Source organism: Streptomyces sp. NPDC020807, from assembly GCF_040641575.1.
Taxonomy (GTDB): Bacteria; Actinomycetota; Actinomycetes; order Streptomycetales; family Streptomycetaceae; genus Streptomyces.
Genome location: NZ_JBFADU010000034.1, coordinates 43799 through 62183 on the forward strand (window position 1 = coordinate 43799; position 18385 = coordinate 62183).

Genomic DNA, 18385 nt, shown 5'->3' on the forward strand with positions numbered 1-18385 from the left:
AGGGGAGAGGGAGGGATCAGGTCACAGGCGCTGCCAGAGGGCGGGGACGTTCGGGGGCTCCCAGCCGGTCTGCGCCTGGTGGCCCTGGAGGCAGCGGTAGGTCGCGCCGCCGTACGTGACGGTGTCACCGGCCGCGTAGACCTTGCCCGCCGCCCAGGTGCCGCCGGGCTGCGGCTCGCCCGGGCCGGGGCCGGGGCCGCTCCCGCTGGTCTTCAGCGTGAGCCCGTAGCTCTGGAGGATCGGGTTCAGCGGCTGGAAGTAGGTCGTGCCGCCGCTGGAGCAGTTGCCCGAGCCGCCGGAGGTGACGCCCTGGGCCTGGCTGCCGGAGATGTACGAGCCTCCGGAGTCGCCGGGCTCGGCGCAGACGGTCGTGCGGGTCACGCCGGAGATGGTGCCCTCGGGGTAGGTGACGCTGGTGTTGTGCTGCTGGATGGTGCCGCAGTGCCAGCCCGTGGTCGAGCCCGAGCGGCAGACGGAGGCGCCGACGGCCTGCAGGACGGAGCCGGTGACCTGCACGTTCGCGCCGCCGGAGCCCTTGACGTACGGGGTGGCGGTCCAGTTGGTGTTGGTGGCGACCCAGGCCATGTCGTTGCCCGGGAAGACCGAGGCCTGGAAGCTGCCCTGGGCGACCTGGTTGTAGCCGGTGGTCGTCGTCCCGGCGCGCCCGCAGTGTCCGGCGGTGGCGAAGCCCTGGGTGGTGCCGCGGGTGACGGGGAAGCCGACGGAGCAGCGTCCGCTGCCGTTCATGTAGTACGCGTCGCCGCCCCGGATGTCGTACAGCGGGCGGGGCGCCTCGGTGGCGCGGACGACGCGGACGAGGTCGCGCGGGACGCCGGTGGCGCGCACGAGGGCCGCGCCGGCTCCGGCACGGGTCTCCTCGACGACGAGGACGTTGGAGCGGACGTCGACGTAGCGGACGGGCGCCTCGGCGGTGGCGGCCCGGTCGAGGGTGTCCTTGGCGCGCTCCAGCGCGGCGAGGCCGCGGGTGACGACCCGGGCCCGGGCGCCGGTGGCGCGGATCGCGGCGGCGTCGCCCGCGCGAGTGGTGGCGACGGTGAGGGTGCCGGACTCGGCGCCGTCGACCCAGGCACCGGCGAAGGCGGCGCCGAGCCCCTGCCGGAGGCGGGCGGCGGTGGCGCCGGCCTCGGCCTCGTTGGCGAGCCGGGCGCGGGCCTGGGCTGCCGTCAGCCCCAGGTCGCGGCCCATGGCGGCGAGCACCTCGGGCTGGACGTCGGCGACGGCGAGGGTCCGGGCCGCGCTCTGCGCGGCGGGCCCCGGGTCGGGCGCCGCGCTCGCGGCGCCGCTCTGGAGCCCGGCAAGCACGAGCCCTGCGGCGGCCAGGGCCGTACACGCCGCGCGGGCGTGTCGTCGGAGCATGGGGAGTCTCCTCGGTTCTCGGTGGGGGAGAGTGGGGGATCTGCCGGAACCGTAGGGAGAGGGGCGGGGGCGCGGGGAGCTGTCGGCCGGCCCCTGCCACGACGTTATGGTCCGCCGGTGGCCGGGACGCGTCGGGCCTCGCCGCCCGCCGCGGCGGCCCCCGCGCTCCGTGTCAGTGCCTCCCCGTGGGCCGCGCGCGCGTGGGTGAGGACCGCCGGGGCGCGGGTCGCGGCGCGGGCCTCGGGGTGCCAGCCGAGGAGGTGGCGCCAGACCAGGGGGGCGCCCGTCAGCGGGCGGGTGACGAGGCCGGGGGTGGCGGGGAAGGTGGCCCGGCAGAGGCCGACGGCGCGGCCGACCTGGACGAGGTGGACGCAGGAGGCGGTGTCCGTCTCGTAGACGCAGGCGGGGGTGAAGCCCGCCCGGACGCAGGCGGCGGCGAAGCAGTCGCCGAAACAGCCGTCGCCGGGGACGTCGGTCCAGGCCTCCACGGCCAGTTCGGCGAGGTCGAGCTCGGCGCGGGAGGCCAGCGGGTGGCCCGCCGCGAGCATGACGTGGACCGGGTCGCGGGCGATCTCGGTCCAGGCGAGGCGCCCCGCCTCGGGCGGGGAGCTCTCGCCGCAGACGCCGACGAGGGCGAAGTCGAGGCGGCCGGCGGCGACCCCCCGGGCGATGTCGCGCTCCGACCAGGAGGTGTACGTGGTCACCGGTGCGCCCGGATCCGTACGGGCGATCCGGTCGACGAGGCCGCCGAGGAGCGGGCCGTGGGTGCCGCCGAGGCGGTAGCCGTCGGCGCCCTCGCGGGCGAACCGGACGGCCTCCTCCTGGAGTTCGCAGACGGCGGGCAGGACGACGCGGGCGCGTTCGAGGACGAGGTCGCCGAGCGCCGTGGCCCGCACGCCCTCCCGGCTCCGCTCGAAGAGCGCGCCGCCCAGGGCCCGTTCGATGCGTTTGAGCTGGGAGCTGAGCGCGGGCTGCGCGAGTCCGAGGGTGGTGGCGGCGCGCGTGAGACTGCCCGCGTCCGCGATGGCCCGGATCGTCTTGAGGTGCCTCAACTCCAAGTCCATGACCGAAGCTTGACCTTTTCCCGGCTACAGGTCCAGACCAGAGACAGGGAACGGGGTCCGACCTACGGGGCGGCTCGTCGACCGCCGGTCAGGAGTGTCGCCAGTGCGTCGGCGTACGCGACGAGCCCGTCGCGCTCCGTTCCGCCCCGCGCCCGCCGGAAGCCGTGGCGGCGGCCCCAGTACGCGGCCTGGACGGCATGGAACTGGGCCCAGCGCCGCACGCGCTCGCGGTCCAGTTCGGCCGCCTCGGCGTAGACGTCGACCGCGCGGAGGACGGCGGCCGTCAGGTCGGGGGCCGTGAGGAGGGCGAGGGCGCGGGTCTTGAGCAGGGTGCCGGCGTCGTAGGCGGGGTCCCCGGCGCAGCCCTTGGGGTCGACGGCGAGCCACGGTTCGCGCGTGGCGGGCAGGATGTTGCGGGCGTGCAGGTCGCCGTGGACGACGGTGTCGGGCTGGACGGCGCCGAGGTCGCGGGCGGTCGCGGCGGCTTCCGCCACGACGGACCGGGGCAGGGCGCCCGGGAACTCCGCCGCGTCCGCCCGCAGGGCCTCCTCCCACTCGTCCGCCCTGTCCCGCAGCCGGGGCAGTCCGGCGGGTGCGGGGACGGCGAGGCGGCGGCTCAGGCGGCCCGCGACACGGAGGATCTCGTCCTCGTCGGAGAGGTCGGCGAGGGTGCCGGCCGAGGCCCGTTCCAGGAGCATCGCGAAGCGCGCGTCGTCCCGCTCGTGGAGCAGGACGGCACCGCGCCCGCCCCAGGCGGCGAAGGCGTCGGGTTCGTGGACGTTGCCGGGGTGCGGGAAGGAGACCTTGAGCACCGCGGCCGTGCCGTCCTCCCGGCGCACGGGGACGATGACCCCGACCCCTCCGTGCAGCACCTCGCCGTCCCGGTCACACTTCCAGGTGCCGAGCAACTCGCCGACAATAGACGGAAGTTCGGCGATCCAGGCCGCGCCCCGCCCGCCCTCCCGGCCGATCGTCGCCCGTGCGAACGCCTCTGGTGTTCCGATCATCCGGACACGGTACGCGGGTCCGCGGCCTCTGCCCCCGACACCCCCACCTTTCGTTCACGTACATGAACAGCACATACGTACACACCCATTGACGCGTCCACAGCAACACCTCTAGCGTCCCGTCCAGATCCTCCGGAAAGCGCTTTCTGCATCGCTTCCGGCACCGCACGAGCCGCCACTCCCCGTCCCCCCACCCCCTGGAGAACACCGATGCGCACGGGACCCGTCATCGCCTGTGCCGGTCTGCTGGCCGGCACGCTCGTCCCCCTGACCGGTACGGCCGCGCAGGCCGCCACCACCACGTACGAGGCCGAGACCTCCCCCGCCGTCTGCACCGGCGCCGTCGAATCCAACTGGGCCGGTTTCACCGGCACCGGTTTCTGCAACGGCACCAACGCCGCCAACGCCCACGTCCAGTTCACCGTCAACGCCCCGGCCGCCGGCACGGCCGCCCTCACCGTCCGTTTCGCGAACGGCACCACGACCGCCCGCCCCGCCGCCCTCCTCGTGAACGGCGCGACGGTCTCGTCCTCCTCCTACGAGGCGACCGGCGCCTGGGCGACCTGGGCCACCAAGACCTTCACCGTCCCGGTGAACGCGGGCGCCAACACCGTGCGGCTCAACCCCACCGGCGCCGACGGCCTCCCCAACATCGACCGCCTCGACGCCGAGGTCACCGCCACCACGCCCCCACCCTCCGGCACCGCGCTCTACGTGGCACCGAACGGCACCGACGGCGCCGCGGGGACGGTCTCCGCGCCCACCACCCTGACCTCGGCGATCTCGCGGGTGACCGCCGGCGGGACGATCTACCTGCGCGGCGGCACCTACCGGCACAGCACGACCGTCACCGTGCCGGCCGGGAAGAACGGCACGGCCTCCGCCCGTACCAGGCTCGCCGCCTACCCCGGCGAGGTCCCGGTCCTGAACTTCTCCGCCATGACCGAGGACCCGGCCAACCGCGGCCTCGCCCTCAACGCCGACCACTGGCACGTCAGCGGCGTCGTCGTCGAGCGCGCCGGGGACAACGGCATCTACGTCGGCGGCAGCAACAACGTCATCGAGCGCACGGTGACCCGCTTCAACCGCGACTCCGGCCTCCAGCTCGGCAGGATCGCCTCCAGCACCCCGCAGAGCCAGTGGCCGTCGAACAACCTCGTCCTGAGCGCCGAGTCCCACGACAACGCCGACTCCGACGGCGAGGACGCCGACGGCTTCGCCGCGAAGCTCACGGTCGGCTCCGGCAACGTCTTCCGGTACGCCGTCTCCCACCACAACATCGACGACGGCTGGGACCTCTACACCAAGACCGACACCGGCCCCATCGGCGTCGTCACCATCGAGGACTCCCTCGCCTACGACAACGGCACCCTCTCCGACGGCACCCAGAACACCGCCGGCGACCGCAACGGCTACAAGCTCGGCGGCGAGTCCATCCCCGTCAACCACGTCGTGCGGCGCAGCATCGCCTTCCACAACGGCAAGCACGGCTTCACGTACAACAGCAACCCGGGCACGATGGCCGTCTCGAACAACCTGAGCGTCGACAACGGGCAGCGCAACTTCGCCTTCGACGTGGGCACTTCGGTCTTCCGCACCAACACCTCGTGCCGCAGCACCGGTTCCACGACCGACAAGATCGCCGGTGACGCCGACGGCTCCAACCAGTTCTGGTCGGGGACGAACGGCTCCCGCTGCTCCTCCTACACGGGGACGCTCGGCTGGTCGTACGCCACGGACGGCCGTCTCGTGGTGACCCTGGGCGGCAGGCAGGTGATTCTCTAGGGGCCGATCGGGTGGTTGTCCGCGACACGGCGGGGGGCCGCGACGGGTTCCCCCGCCGTGTCCGGTTCACCATGATGACCCCGGCGGATCCCTCGGTTTCCGCACCCGCGCACCGTGGCGAAGGGGATCGGATGACCGCCCGACTCAGGTCGATCGCAAGGGTTCTGACGTCATGTCTGTTCCTGGGCGTCCTCGGCGGAGGCGTCCAGGCCCCGGCCGGCGCCGCCCCGCCCCCCTCCCTGCGGACGGCCTCCCAGCGCCCCGCCCTGCTCCCGTCCGACCAGCACACCGTCTCCCACGACGACCTGCGCACCGGCTGGGACAAGGACGAGCCCGGTCTGGCCCCCTCCCAGGTGTCGAGCTCCGACTTCGGCCTCCAGTTCTCGACGACCGTCGACGGCCAGGTCTACGCCCAGCCCCTCGTCGTCGGCGGCACGCTCGTCGCGGCCACCGAGAACAACAAGGTGTACGGGATCGACGCGGCCGGCGGGGCGATCACCTGGACGAGGAACCTCGGCGCCCCCTGGCCCGCCTCCGCGATCACCTGCGGCGACCTCGTGCCGAACATCGGCGTCACCTCCACCCCGGTGTACGACCCGGCGACCGACGCCGTCTACCTCACCTCGAAGGTGAACGACGGCCCCGACGTCCAGCACCCCAACTGGTACGTGCACGCCCTCGACCCCGAGACCGGCGCCGAGCGCTCCGGCTGGCCGGTCAAGGTGGCGGGCGCGCCGGTGAACGATCCGGGGCGCGCGTTCAACCCGTACACGGCGGGGCAGCGGCCCGGCCTGCTCCTGATGGGCGGTTCCGTCTACGCGGCCTTCGCCTCGCACTGCGACCGGGGGCCGTACGTCGGGTACGTGATGGGCGTCAACACGTCGACCCGCAGGACGACGCTGTGGGCGACGGAGGACTCCTCCGCGAACGGCATGGCGGGCATCTGGATGAGCGGCGGCGGACTCGTCTCCGACGGCCCGGGCCGGATCCTCTTCTCGACGGGCAACGGCGTCTCCCCCGCCCCCGGCCCCGGCACCCCGCCGCCCGGCCAGCTCGCCGAGTCGGTGGTGCGGCTCGGGGTGAACAGCGACGGCACGATGTCGGCGCAGGACTTCTTCAGCCCCTCGAACGCGGCCGAGCTCGACCTCAACGACACCGACCTCGGCTCCGGCGGCCCGGTCGCCCTGCCGGGGCCCCCCTTCGGCACCAGCCGGTATCCACGGCTGCTGGTCCAGATCGGCAAGGACGGGCGTCTGTTCCTGCTCGACCGGGACAACCTCGGCGGGCGCGCCCAGGGACCCGGCGGCACCGACAAGGTGGTGGGCGTGTTCGGCCCGTACGAGGGGGTGTGGGGGCACCCGGCGGTCTACGGCGGCCAGGGCGGCTACGTGTACACGATCGGCAGCCGCGGGCCGTTGCGGGCCTTCGCGTACGGGCTCACCGGCTCCGGCCTGCCGGCCTTCACGAACACCGGCAGCAGCACGGGCACCTTCGGCTACACCTCGGGTTCGCCGGTGATCACCTCGACGGGGACGAACGCGGGGTCGGCGCTCGTGTGGGCGGTGTACTCGGACGGGGCGAACGGGGCCAACGGCCAGCTGCGCGCGTACGACGCCGTGCCGGTGGGCGGGCAGCTGCGGCTGCGCTGGTCGGCGCCGATCGGGACCGCGTCGAAGTTCGCCGTGCCCGCGACGAACAACGGGCGGGTCTACGTGGGCACCCGGGACGGGCACGTCATGGCCTTCGGCCGCCCGGCGAACACGGCCCTGACGGGCTCGCCGGTGGACGTCGGGGACGTGGCGGTCGGCGCGAGCGGTACGGCCACGGCGACCGTGACCGCCACCCGTGACGTCACGGTCTCCGCCGTGAGCACCCCGGGCGGCAGCCCCTTCACCGTGTCGGCCGTGGGGCTGCCCCGGGCGCTGCGGACGGGCGAGTCGTTCAGCGCGCGGGTGACGTTCGCGCCGACCGTGCCCGGTCCCGACACCTCGGCGGTCACCTTCACCACCGATCTGGGTGACAGCGCGGTCGGTGTCACGGGGTACGGGACACGGCCGGGGCTGATCGCCTCGCCCGCCTCGCTCGACTTCGGCACGGTCGCCACGACGATGAGCAAGTCGCTCGGCGTCACGTTCACCAACACCGGCACGGAGGACGAGACGGTGGCGTCCGTCGGCCTGCCGTCCGCCCCCTTCTCGGCGACGGGCCCGCCCGCGCCGGGGACGGTCGTCCCGCCGCGCCAGTCGCTGACCGTCCAGGTGGCGTACGCGCCGACCACCGCCGGTGACCACACCGGGACCCTCGCCGTGACCGGCCGGAACGGCACGGCGTCCGTGCCGCTGAGGGCGACGGCCGTGACCGGCCGCGCCCAGCTCACCGTGACCCCGACGTCGACCGGGTTCGGGCAGGTGAAGGTCGGTCAGTCCGTCACCAGGACCTTCGACATCAGCAACACCGGCAACATCCCGCTCACCATCACCAAGGCGAAGCCGCCGGCCGCGCCCTTCCACGTCACCAACCCGATCAGCGAGGGCCAGGTGCTCGGCCCGGAGGACGTCGTCCACCAGTCCGTCACCTTCTCGCCGACCTCGCTGGGCGCGGTCACGGCCGCGTACGAGCTGACCGCGAACGACGGGCGCGGTCCGCAGAACGAGACCCTGACGGGGACGGGCGTCGCCGGAACCGGGGTCACCCTGCCCGCCCCGAGCGCGGGCGGCTGGAAGCTCAACGGCTCCTCCCGGGTCTCCGGCGCGGACCTCCAGCTCACCCAGGCGAGCCCCTCCCAGCGCGGTTCGGCCGTCTGGCCCGTGCCGGTCCTCACCGACGGCCTCAAGGTCAGCTTCCGCACGGTGATCGGCGGCGGCACCGGTGCCGACGGGCTGTCGTTCGCGCTCCTCGACCCCGCCCGTACGACCCCGGCCGCGCTCGGCGGGGTCGGCGGCGGCCTCGGCTACAGCGGCCTGCCGGGGGTGGCCGTCACCGCCGACACGTACCGGAACCCGGGCGATCCCTCGGCGAACTTCGTCGGCATCGCCACCGGCGGCTCGGGCTCCTCGCTGACCTACGCCGCCACGACCACGGACATCCCGAACCTCCGGGCCGGCACGCACACCGTCGCGTTCACGATCACCGGCAGGACGTTCACGCTCTCGGTGGACGGGGTGCGGAAGCTGACGACGACCGTGGCCTCGCTGCCGCCGTCCGCGCTGATCGCCTTCACCGGCGGGACCGGGTCGATCACGGACATCCACGCCGTCCGGTACGTGACGATCAGCGCGAGCTCGTACGCGCTGCCGCCACCGGGGCCGAACGGCTGGACGTACAACGGCACGGCCGCCCTGTCCGGGACGAGCCTGGTCCTCAACCCCGCCCAGACGTACGTGAAGGGCACGGCGATCCAGGGCACGGCGGTCCCGTCGGCGCGGCTGCGGGCCCGGTTCACGGCGACGCTCTCCGGCGGCACGGGCGGCGACGGGATGGCGCTGATGCTCCTCGACGCGTCGAGGACGACCCCGAAGGCGATCGGCTTCGGGGGCGGCGGGCTCGGCTTCAGCGGGCTGCCGGGGATCGCCGTCACCCTGGACACGTACCGCAACCCGGGTGAGCCGTCGTCGAACTTCGTCGGCGTCGCGACCGGCGGCTCGGCGTCCACCCTGAGGTACGCGGCGACGTCCACGGCCGTCCCCGCGCTCCGTACCGGCAGCCACGTCGTCGACGTGAACGTGTCGTCGACGGGCAGGCTGCTCGTGCTCGTCGACGGCCGGCAGGTGATCGACGTGGCGGTGCCGCTGCCGCCGAACGTCCTGGTCGGATTCGGAGGCGCCACAGGCGGGGTGACGGACCGTCACGCGGTCACGGGCATGCGCGTCGGGTACTGAGAGCGGCTTCCTCGGAAACGGGAACGCCCTCTCGCCGCCGGCCGGCCCGGGGGCCGCCGACGACTGGATCGCGGTCCTCAGCCGTCCTGCGGGGGCCTGAGCGCCTCCACCGCGCCGAGCATCAGCTCCAGCGCGAAGGGGTAGCCGCTGTCCCGCATGTCGGCCGCGAGGAGCGGGAAGATCGCGGCGATGTGCGGGTGGGTCTCGGCCGAGAGCTTGCCGTACACCGACTGCCAGACCTCCTCGTCCGCCTCCCTGGCGGCCGGTGGCAGGGACTTCGCCGCCGCATCCTGGGCGGCGAAGGCGAGTGCCTGGTCGACGAAGGCGTGGTAGATCCGCACGGCGAGGGGGTCGGGGAAGCCACCCTCGCGCAGGATGCCGAGGATGCGTTCGACGGCCCGGGTCTCGTGGACGCGTCCGGTGGTGCGGAAGGCGGCGAGAACGGCCGCCTGGGGGTGGTTCTGGTACGAGGAGTGGATACGCAGCCCCATGGTGCGCAGGTCCGTCCGCCAGTCCCCGGTCTCCTGCCAGCCCTCCTGGGCCCGGCCGATCAGCGTGTCGGCGATGGCGAGGAGCAGGGCGTCGGTGTTGCGGAAGTAGCGGTAGAGCGCGCTCGGGTCGGCCCCGAGCGCCGCTCCGAGCCGCCGTACGGACAGCGCGTCCGCGCCGTGCTGGGCGACGAGGCGGAGCGCCGTGTCGATGATCAGCTGCTCCGAGAGGACGGCGCCCTGCTTGGTGGGGCGGCGGCGCTGCCTGCTGACTTCGGGGACCACGCGTTCGGACATGGCCGGAACCTTACGACAACACCATTGACGTGTAAACGGGCTCACGCTTCCCTTGCTCCCGTCGATATGACGTCCGTCTCATCGTCGTCCAGCACGTTTGGAGCGTTCCATGGCCAAGGCCGATCTGGTCTTCACCCGGGGTCCCGTGTTCACCGCGGACTCCGCCCGTACCCGGGCGACCTCCCTCGCCGTCACCGGGGAGCGGATCGCGGCCGTCGGCCATGACGAGGTGCGCGAGCTCATCGGTCCGGACACCGAGGTCGTCGACCTGACCGGGAAGCTGCTGCTCCCCGGCTTCCAGGACGCGCACATCCACGCGGTCTTCGGCGGCGCCGAGCTGTCCCAGTGCGACCTGACGGAGACCGTCGACGTCGCCGAGTACCTGACGCGCGTCCGCGCCTATGCGGAGGCGAACCCGGACCGCGAGTGGATCACCGGTGGCGGCTGGTCGATGGAGAGCTTCGAGGGCGGCCTGCCGACCCGGCAGCTCCTCGACTCCGTCGTCCCGGACCGCCCGGTCCTGCTCACCAACCGCGACCACCACGGCGCCTGGGCCAACACGCGCGCCCTGGAACTCGCCGGAATCACCGCCGCCACCCCCGACCCGGCCGACGGCCGCATCGAGCGCGAGGCCGACGGCTTCCCCAGCGGCATGCTCCAGGAGGGCGCCACGGCGCTCGTCAGCAGGCTGACGCCGCCGAGCACGGCCGCGGACCGCCTGGCGGGGCTGCACCGCGCGCAGACCCTCCTGCACTCCCTCGGCATCACCGGCTGGCAGGACGCGCTCCTCGGCGAGCTGCACGGCCAGCCCGACCCCTCCGACGCGTACGTGACGGCCGCCAACGACGGCACGCTCACCGCCCGGGTGACCGGCGCGCTGTGGTGGGACCGCGAGCGGGGCACCGAGCAGCTCGCCGAGCTGGTGGCGCGCCGCGAGAAGCTGACCACGGGCCGCTTCCGCGCGACCTCGATCAAGATCATGCAGGACGGCGTGGCGGAGAACTTCACCGCGGCGATGATCAACCCGTACCTGGACGGCTGCGGCTGCGCGACGACGAACTCGGGCCTGAGCTTCGTCGACCCCGAGGCGCTGCGCGGGTACGTGACCGAGCTCGACGCCCTCGACTTCCAGGTCCACTTCCACGCGCTCGGCGACCGTGCCGTCCGCGAGGCCCTGGACGCGGTCGAGGCGGCGGTCGCCGCCAACGGCCGCCGCGGCAACCGCCACCACCTCGCGCACCTCCAGGTCGTGCACCCCGACGACCTGGCGCGCTTCGCGAAGCTCGGCGCCATCGCCAACATCCAGCCCCTGTGGGCGGCCCACGAGCCGCAGATGGACGAGCTCACGATCCCGTTCCTCGGCCCGGAGCGCGCGGCCTGGCAGTACCCGTTCGCCTCGCTCGTCCGCGCCGGTGCCACACTCGCCGCGGGCAGCGACTGGCCGGTGTCCAGCCCGGACCCGATCCTCGGCATCCACGTGGCCGTGAACCGCCAGGACCCGGAGTCGCCCGACGCGCCGGTCTTCTACCCCGAGCAGCGGATCGACCTGCCGACCGCGCTGGCCGCCTACACCGCCGGCACGGCCCACGTGAACGGGCACGAGGACGCGGGCAGCCTGCGCGCGGGCAACCTGGCCGACCTCGTGGTCCTCGACCGCGACATCCTCACGGCCCCGCCGGAGGAGATCGCCGCGGCCAGGGTCGAGCGGACCTACGTCGGCGGCAAGCTCGTCCACGCGGTCTGACCGGGCGGGGCCGGCCGGTCATGTCATCCCTGCCGCTCCCGGCCCTCCCGCCGCAGGGAGGAGCCGCGCACGTCGAGCCTGGTCGGGACGAGCGTCCCGGACTGCTCCACGCGGCCGTGTTCCAGGACCGCGAGCATGTGCTCGACGCCCGCTTCGGCGACGGCGTCGGGGCGCAGGCTCACGGTGGTCACGGGCGGTTCGGTGTGCTCGGCGGTGACGTCCTCGCTCACGCAGGCGAGGAGCAGGTCTCCGGGTACGTCGTAGCCGAGCCGGCGGGCCGCCTCCAGGACGAGCGGCGGACTCGCCTCGGCGACGACGAGCAGGGCGTCCGGCCGGTCTGCCGGGTCGGGTCGGTCTCCCGCCTCGGGCCGGGCCCCCGGGTCCGGCCGGTCTCCCCCGTCCGGCCGGTCCCCGTGGTCGGTCAGCGCGGTCTCGACGGCGTGGACCACCGCCCCGTTGCCGGTCTGCGCGGCCCGTACGACCCGTACCTCCGCGTCGTTCTCGGCGCACCACGCCCGGTGCGCCGCGTCCACGTCGGCGTGGAAGCGGGTGGTGCTGTCCGGCACGACGACGACCGGTCTGCGGGCCCCCTGCTCGCGGAAGTGGTCGAGGACCGAGCGGACGGCCGCTTCCGTGTCCACGTCCACCCAGTGGGCCCCGGGCCGCCCCTCCACGGAGCGGTCGGAGAACACCGGGATCCGGGCGGCGAGGAGCTCGTCGACGATCCGGTCGTCGGCGGCGGGGTCGGTGACGATCACGCCGTCGAGCGGCAGGTCGGCCCACTCGCTCTGGAGCGATCCGGCGGGCAGCAGGACCATCGCGTACCCGTTCCGCAGGGCGGTCGCCGCCACCGCCCCGGTCAGCCGGGCGAAGTAGGGCGACTCGACGAAGGCCCAGGGCGCACCGGCCAGCTCCCCGAGCACGTATCCGATCAACTTGGCTCGTCCCGCGCGTAGTTGGCGCGCGGTGGCATTGGGCCGATAGCCCATTCTGCGCGCTGTCTCGCGGGCCTTCTCGCGCACGGCGGGAGAGAGCCTCCCGGTGCCGTTGAGGGCCGCCGAGACGGTCGTCTTGGAGAGTCCCGCCTCGCGGGCCACATCGACGAGACGGACGCGCGGGGTGGGCGGCGAGGGCTGCCCGCGGTGGCGTGAGGCATCGGTCATGAGGACGATGTTGCCACCCCTGTGACCTTTGCAAAACCGTTCCCGCAGGGCCTTGTGCGGGAACGTTCCCGCATTAATACTCGCTGCATCCCCCAGCGCCCGTCACTACACCCGTAAAGGGGTGAGTCTGCATGCGCATGTACAGAACCATCGCGCTTCTCGCCTGTACCGCCGCCGTCGCGGCCACGACCGCCGCCTGTTCCGGCGCCACGAAGCCCCCCACGCCTTCCGAGGGAGGAGCCGGCTACACGGTCTCCCCGACCTCGGACCCCGCGAAGGGGTCGCTCGACTCCTTCACCTGGTCTCTGTACGCCGAGCCGTACACGATGGACTACGCCCTGGCGTACGACTACCCGCCGAACACCGTGCTCGCCAACGTCTGCGAGTCGCTGTACCGGGTCACCCCCGACATGAGGATCGAGCCGGCGCTCGCGACGTCGTACAAGCAGCCGGACCCGCGCACCCTCGTCTACACGCTGCGCTCCGGCGTGAAGTTCCACGACGGCACGACGATGACGGCGGACGACGTCGTCGCCTCCCTGAAGCGCCAGATGGACCCCGCGACCGGTTCGCCGTGGGGATCGGCCTTCAAGAACGTCGACGTCATCGAGAAGACCGGCCCCCTGGAGGTGACCGTCCGCCTCAGCAAGGCCGACGCCCTCTTCCACGAGATGATGGCCGTCTCCCCCGGCACCGTGGAGAGCGCCGCCTACCTGAAGAAGGCGGGCAAGGACTACGGCACGCCCAAGGGCGGCGTGAACTGCACCGGCCCCTTCTCCATGGCCTCCTGGGACCAGGGCTCCGGCATCACGCTGAAGAAGCACGCCGCGTACTGGGACACGAAGCTCGCCCCGAAGTCGAACGAGGTGAAGTTCAGCTTCATCGAGGACCCGGCGGCCCGCTCGAACGCGCTGCTGTCCGGCGCGACCGACGGCGCCTACATGGTCCCGTCGTCCTCCTTCGAGCAGCTCCGCACGAGCGGCAAGGGCAAGCTCCTCTTCGGCCCGAACACGGCCGCCGCCGACCTCGCGGTCCTCGACTTCCACGGTCCGCTGGGCAACCTCAAGGTCCGCCAGGCCCTGTCCATGGCCCTGGACCGGAAGAACATCATCAAGGCCGCCGCCGGCGGTGTCGGCGTCCCCGCGAAGGCCCCGGCCGCGCGCGGCGCCTGGTCGCTCGTCCCCGAGAAGACCGCCACCCTGTACGACACGCTCCCCGAGCCCGTGTACGACATCGCCGCCGCGAAGAAGCTGGTCCAGGAGTCCGGCGTGGCCGGCAAGACGATCACCCTCGTGACGAGCACCCTCGCGCCGGAGATCAGCGTCGTCGCCAACGCCGTGCAGGCCGCGGGCAAGCAGATCGGCCTCGACGTCAAGCTGAAGCCCGTCTCCCCCGACGCGTACAGCAGCATCTTCGTCGACCCGAACGCGCGCACCGGCCTCGACCTGGTCATCACCAACGGGTACGACAACACCCCGGACCCGCTGGAGTTCTACCAGTACCTGCGCACCGGCGACTTCGGCAACTACGGCAACTGGTCCGACGCCGAGTACGACGTCGCCTTCGACCGCGCCAACGCCGAGCCCGACCCGGCCGCCCGCGCCGACAAGACGGCCGAGCTCCAGAAGATCGCGCTCCGCGAGATGCCGATCATCCCCGTGTACGAGGCCCCGTACTCGGTCTTCCTCGGGAAGCGCATCACCGGCGCCCCCACCGGCATCTCCCAGCTCTACTACCCGTGGGCCGCGATGATCGGGGCCGCGAAGTAATGACCCGCTACCTCGTCGGCCGGCTCCTCGGGCTCGTGTCGGTGCTGTTCGTGACCTCGCTCCTGGTCTTCGGCGCCGTCCACCTGGCCCCCGGCGACCCGGTGACCTTCCTGCTCCACGGCCGCCCCGCGACGCCCGAGGCCGTGGCGGCCCTGCGCTCCCAGTACAACCTGGACGATCCGATGATCGTCCAGTACGGCAAGTGGCTCGGCGGCGTCCTCCAGGGTGACTTCGGGAACTCCGCCCAGTACCACCAGCCCGTGACCGAGCTCCTCGCCACGCGCCTGCCCGGCACGGCCATGCTCGTCGCGTACGCGGCGGTCCTCGTCTCCCTCATCGGGGTCGGCGCCGGCATCCTCGCCGCGCTCCGCCCCGGCGTGCTCGACCGCTCGATCCTCATCGGCACCGGCGTCGCCACCGCGACCCCGTCGTTCGTGACCGCGATCCTGCTGGTCTCGGTCTTCTCGGTCCAGCTGGGCTGGTTCCCCGGCCCCGGCACCACCGCGACCGGGTTCGGCGACAGGCTGTACCAGCTGACCCTGCCGGCCTTCGCCCTGGCGATGACCTTCGCGGGTCTCCTCGCCCGGGTCACCCGCTCGGCGATGCTCGACGAGCTGGGCCGCGAGCACGTCGAGGTGGCGCGCGCCCGCGGCGTCGCCGGGAAGACCGTGGTCCGCCGGCACGTCCTGCGGAACTCGCTCGGCCCGGTCGTCACCGTCGGCGGCACCATGCTCGCCGGTCTCCTCATCAGCACCTCGATCGTCGAGACCGCCTTCGACGTCCCCGGCATCGGCTCACTGCTCGTGACGTCGGTGACGGCCCAGGACTTCGCGGTCGTCCAGGCGATCACCCTGCTGAGCGTGGCCGCGTTCGTCCTGGTGAACCTCGCCGTCGACCTGCTCGCGCCCCTCATCGACCCCCGGCTGTCGCTCCTCGGGGAAGGCTCCTCATGACCTCCACCACCACGACCTCGGTGCCGTACCGCAGGCCCGGGTTCCGCAAGCTCCGCGTCTTCGGCCAGGGACCCCTCTTCGCCGTCTCCGTCGCGGTGCTGGCCCTCCTCGTCCTGGTCGCCGTCCTCGCGCCCCTCCTGGCGCCGTACGACCCCGAGGCCGTCGACCTGACGGCGAGCCTCGTCGGCACCAGTGCGGACCACCTGCTCGGCACCGACCAGTCCGGCCGCGACATCCTGTCCCGGCTGCTCTACGGAGCCCGTACGGGTCTGCTCGGCCCCCTGCTCGTCGTCGCCGTCTCCACGCTCCTCGGCACCCTGCTGGGCGTCGTGGCGGCCTGGCGCGGCGGCTGGGCGGACACGATCCTGTCCCGCTCCATGGACATGATCTTCGCGATCCCGGGTCTGCTCCTCGCGATCCTGCTCGTGACCGTCTTCGGTCCCGGCATGACCGCTCCGGTGATCGCCATGTCGATCGCGTACACCCCGTACGTCGGCCGGCTCGTGCGCGGCATCGCCCGCCAGGAGAAGGCCCGCCCGTACATCGAGTCGTACCGGGTGCAGGGCTGGTCCGGGTGGAACGTCTCCGTGCGCCACCTGCTGCCGAACATCGCCCCGACCGTCTTCGCGCAGTCCGCGATGAACTTCGGCTACGCCCTGATGGACCTGGCCGCGCTCTCCTTCCTCGGCTTCGGCGTCCAGCCGCCGACCGCCGACTGGGGCGCGATGATCAACGAAGGCCAGTCGGCCGTCCAGCAGGGGGCGATGCTGCCCGCCCTCGCCCCCTCCGCGTGCATCGTGCTCGCCGTGGTGGCGTTCGGCATCGTCGGCGAGGGTCTCGCCGACCGGATCGCGAAGCGTGAGCGGTGAACGCCATGAACGACACCAACGCCATGAACGGCACGAAGAACACGGCGGGGACCGGCGTGACGCCGATCCTGGAGATCGACGGGCTCGACGTCCGCCTTCCGCTCGACCGCGCCGGGCGCCCGATCCTCGACGGCGTCAGCCTGCGGGTCAACCCGGGCGAGAGCGTCGGCCTGGTCGGCGAGTCCGGCTCCGGCAAGTCCGTGGCCTGCCGCAGCGTCCTCGGCCTCCTGCCCGGCGGTGCCCGCACCACCGGCCGGGTCAAGGTCGCGGGCAAGGACGTCCTGTCCATGAACCGCAAGGAGCTGGCCGCGCTGCGGGCGAGCCAGGTGTCCATGGTCTTCCAGGACCCCCGGGCCTCCGTGAACCCGCTGCGCCGCGTCGGCGACTTCCTCACCGAGGGCCTGCGCGCCGCCGGTGTCCCGGCCGCCACCGCGACCGCCCGCGCCCTGGAGCTCCTCGAAGCGGTCGGCATCCGCGACCCGAAGGGCGCGCTGCGGCGCCGTCCGCACGAGTTCTCCGGCGGCATGCTCCAGCGCGTGGTGATCGCGGCGGCCCTCGCCTCCGAGCCCGCGCTGCTCGTCGCCGACGAGCCGACCACCGCCCTGGACGTCACCACCCAGGCGGAGATCGTCCAGATCCTCACCCGCCTGCGGGCCGAGCGCGGCACGGGCATGCTCTTCGTCACCCACGACCTGGAGCTGGCCGCCGCCGTCTGCGACCGCGTGTACGTGATGTACGCGGGCCGGATCGTCGAGACCCACGGCACGGACGAGCTCTTCGAGCGCCCGCGCCACCCGTACACGGCGGGCCTGCTCGCCTGCACGCCGAACATCGGGCCCGGCTCCCCGCCGCCCCGGCCCATCCCGGGCCGGCCGGTCTCGCTCGCCGAGTCGCCGAAGGGCTGCGCCTTCGCCGCCCGCTGCGCGCACGTCGTGGCCCGCTGCCACGAGGAGAAGCCGGTCCTCGCCCCGTTCGGCGACGGATTCGCCGCCTGCCACCGCGCCGACGAAGGGATCACGCTGTGACCGCCTCAGCGAAGCCCGCCCCTGCCGGCGAGGACCGGACGATCGAAGAGGGCCTGGTCGTCGAGGGCCTGCGCAAGCAGTACGGCGACCACACGGCCGTCGACGGGGTGTCCTTCACCCTCGCGCCCGGCTCCTCCCTCGCCATCGTGGGCGAGTCCGGCAGTGGCAAGACCACCACGGTCCGGATGCTCGTAGGCCTGGAGCGGCCGGACGGCGGCACCGTCCGCCTGGACGGCCGCGACCGGTCCGCGCGCCCCAGGGGCCGCGAGGAGCGGCTCGCGCGGGCCCGGGACATCCAGATGGTCTTCCAGGACCCGTACCTCTCGCTCGACCCCCGGATCAGCGTGTCCGGCTGCATCGACGAGGTGCTCCGCCTCCACACGGACCTCGACAGGACGGCGCGCGCGGCACGGCTCGCCGAGCTCCTCGACCAGGTGGGGCTCGGTGCCCGCGAGGCCGCCGCGCTCCCGAAGGGGCTCTCCGGCGGCCAGCGGCAGCGCGTCGCCATCGCCCGCGCGCTCGCCGTGCAGCCCCGGGTCCTCGTCCTGGACGAGGCCGTGGCCGCGCTCGACGTGTCCATCCAGGCGCAGATCCTCGAACTCCTCGCCGCCATCCGGCGCGACTCGGGCATCGGCTACCTGTTCGTCACGCACGACCTGGCCGTCGTCCGGCACATCGCGGACGAGGTGATGGTCCTCAAGTCGGGTCAGGTCGTGGAGTACGGCTCGGTCTCGCGGGTCCTTGAGGCCCCCGAGCACCCGTACACGCAGCTGCTCCTGAACTCCGTGCCCCGGCGCGGGATGTTCTCGAAGGAGGGCTGACCGCCACGGGAGGAGACGGGGGAACACCCGGGGGAAACGGGGAGGCGGGCGGGGCCGGTCGCGCGGGGGAGCGCGACCGGCCCCCTCGGCGTACCCGGGGGTGTCAGCTCCCCGGACGGCCCGGGGGGGGCGGGCGGCCCCCCAG

The 18385-nt window shown here is 73.3% G+C and carries 13 protein-coding genes; 8 read left to right on the forward strand and 5 right to left on the reverse strand.

The genetic code is table 11. The features are described from left to right. Positions 1–21 precede the first annotated feature (21 nt). From AB0G79_RS30980 to AB0G79_RS30990, 3 genes are all read right to left on the reverse strand, one after another. Complete coding sequence (locus tag AB0G79_RS30980) at positions 22–1377, reverse strand: carbohydrate-binding protein (RefSeq protein ID WP_360812350.1); 1356 nt, start codon at positions 1375–1377, stop codon at positions 22–24. A gap of 104 nt (positions 1378–1481) precedes the next feature. Continuing rightward, positions 1482–2441, reverse strand: coding sequence for a LysR family transcriptional regulator (locus tag AB0G79_RS30985; protein WP_360812352.1), 960 nt, complete (start codon positions 2439–2441; stop codon positions 1482–1484). A gap of 62 nt (positions 2442–2503) precedes the next feature. Then, positions 2504–3448: an aminoglycoside phosphotransferase family protein gene (locus AB0G79_RS30990; protein ID WP_360812354.1), complete on the reverse strand. Its 945-nt coding sequence runs from the start codon at positions 3446–3448 to the stop codon at positions 2504–2506. 210 nt (positions 3449–3658) lie between these two features. Between AB0G79_RS30990 and AB0G79_RS30995 the strand changes: the two genes are divergently transcribed. After that, positions 3659–5233, forward strand: a complete 1575-nt coding sequence (locus tag AB0G79_RS30995) for a CBM35 domain-containing protein (RefSeq protein ID WP_360812356.1) — start codon at positions 3659–3661, stop codon at positions 5231–5233. A 131-nt stretch (positions 5234–5364) separates the two neighbouring features. Further along, complete coding sequence (locus AB0G79_RS31000) at positions 5365–9111, forward strand: choice-of-anchor D domain-containing protein (protein ID WP_360812358.1); 3747 nt, start codon at positions 5365–5367, stop codon at positions 9109–9111. 77 nt (positions 9112–9188) lie between these two features. Here the strand turns inward: AB0G79_RS31000 and AB0G79_RS31005 are convergent, their stop codons facing one another. Further along, positions 9189–9896: a TetR/AcrR family transcriptional regulator gene (locus AB0G79_RS31005; RefSeq protein WP_360812361.1), complete on the reverse strand. Its 708-nt coding sequence runs from the start codon at positions 9894–9896 to the stop codon at positions 9189–9191. Positions 9897–10005: 109 nt separating this feature from the next. Between AB0G79_RS31005 and AB0G79_RS31010 the strand changes: the two genes are divergently transcribed. Further along, positions 10006–11640, forward strand: a complete 1635-nt coding sequence (locus tag AB0G79_RS31010; RefSeq protein ID WP_360812363.1) for an amidohydrolase — start codon at positions 10006–10008, stop codon at positions 11638–11640. A 23-nt stretch (positions 11641–11663) separates the two neighbouring features. On the opposite strand, the gene AB0G79_RS31015 is transcribed toward AB0G79_RS31010, so the two are convergent. Beyond that, positions 11664–12803 carry a LacI family DNA-binding transcriptional regulator gene (locus AB0G79_RS31015; RefSeq protein ID WP_360812365.1) on the reverse strand — a complete coding sequence of 380 codons (1140 nt, stop codon included), beginning with the start codon at positions 12801–12803 and terminating at the stop codon, positions 11664–11666. Between the two features lie 131 nt (positions 12804–12934). Between AB0G79_RS31015 and AB0G79_RS31020 the strand changes: the two genes are divergently transcribed. Genes AB0G79_RS31020 through AB0G79_RS31040 form a run of 5 tightly spaced genes read left to right on the forward strand, consistent with a single transcriptional unit; the run spans position 12935 to position 18240 of the window. Continuing rightward, positions 12935–14572, forward strand: coding sequence for an ABC transporter substrate-binding protein (locus tag AB0G79_RS31020; protein ID WP_360812367.1), 1638 nt, complete (start codon positions 12935–12937; stop codon positions 14570–14572). Continuing rightward, positions 14572–15525 carry an ABC transporter permease gene (locus tag AB0G79_RS31025; protein WP_360812369.1) on the forward strand — a complete coding sequence of 318 codons (954 nt, stop codon included), beginning with the start codon at positions 14572–14574 and terminating at the stop codon, positions 15523–15525. Before AB0G79_RS31020 ends, AB0G79_RS31025 begins: the two co-directional genes overlap by 1 nt. Further along, positions 15522–16394, forward strand: coding sequence for an ABC transporter permease (locus AB0G79_RS31030; RefSeq protein WP_360812371.1), 873 nt, complete (start codon positions 15522–15524; stop codon positions 16392–16394). The genes AB0G79_RS31025 and AB0G79_RS31030 overlap by 4 nt, the downstream gene beginning before the upstream one ends. 5 nt (positions 16395–16399) lie before the next feature. Continuing rightward, the gene (locus AB0G79_RS31035; RefSeq protein WP_360812373.1) at positions 16400–17419 is read left to right on the forward strand and encodes an ABC transporter ATP-binding protein; all 1020 of its coding nucleotides are present in this window, start codon (positions 16400–16402) and stop codon (positions 17417–17419) included. A 41-nt stretch (positions 17420–17460) separates the two neighbouring features. After that, complete coding sequence (locus AB0G79_RS31040; protein ID WP_360812377.1) at positions 17461–18240, forward strand: ATP-binding cassette domain-containing protein; 780 nt, start codon at positions 17461–17463, stop codon at positions 18238–18240. Positions 18241–18385: the final 145 nt, after the last annotated feature.

Bases quoted from the DNA above. Each gene is read 5' to 3' on its own strand.
- AB0G79_RS31030 (WP_360812371.1), top strand. From the start codon at position 15,522: ATGACCTCCACCACCACGACCTCGGTGCCGTACCGCAGGCCCGGGTTC.
- AB0G79_RS31020 (WP_360812367.1), top strand. From the start codon at position 12,935: ATGCGCATGTACAGAACCATCGCGCTTCTCGCCTGTACCGCCGCCGTC.
- AB0G79_RS31035 (WP_360812373.1), top strand. From the start codon at position 16,400: ATGAACGACACCAACGCCATGAACGGCACGAAGAACACGGCGGGGACC.
- AB0G79_RS31000 (WP_360812358.1), top strand. From the start codon at position 5,365: ATGACCGCCCGACTCAGGTCGATCGCAAGGGTTCTGACGTCATGTCTG.
- AB0G79_RS31010 (WP_360812363.1), top strand. From the start codon at position 10,006: ATGGCCAAGGCCGATCTGGTCTTCACCCGGGGTCCCGTGTTCACCGCG.
- AB0G79_RS31005 (WP_360812361.1), bottom strand. From the start codon at position 9,896: ATGTCCGAACGCGTGGTCCCCGAAGTCAGCAGGCAGCGCCGCCGCCCC.
- AB0G79_RS30990 (WP_360812354.1), bottom strand. From the start codon at position 3,448: ATGATCGGAACACCAGAGGCGTTCGCACGGGCGACGATCGGCCGGGAG.
- AB0G79_RS30995 (WP_360812356.1), top strand. From the start codon at position 3,659: ATGCGCACGGGACCCGTCATCGCCTGTGCCGGTCTGCTGGCCGGCACG.
- AB0G79_RS30980 (WP_360812350.1), bottom strand. From the start codon at position 1,377: ATGCTCCGACGACACGCCCGCGCGGCGTGTACGGCCCTGGCCGCCGCA.
- AB0G79_RS30985 (WP_360812352.1), bottom strand. From the start codon at position 2,441: ATGGACTTGGAGTTGAGGCACCTCAAGACGATCCGGGCCATCGCGGAC.
- AB0G79_RS31015 (WP_360812365.1), bottom strand. From the start codon at position 12,803: ATGACCGATGCCTCACGCCACCGCGGGCAGCCCTCGCCGCCCACCCCG.
- AB0G79_RS31025 (WP_360812369.1), top strand. From the start codon at position 14,572: ATGACCCGCTACCTCGTCGGCCGGCTCCTCGGGCTCGTGTCGGTGCTG.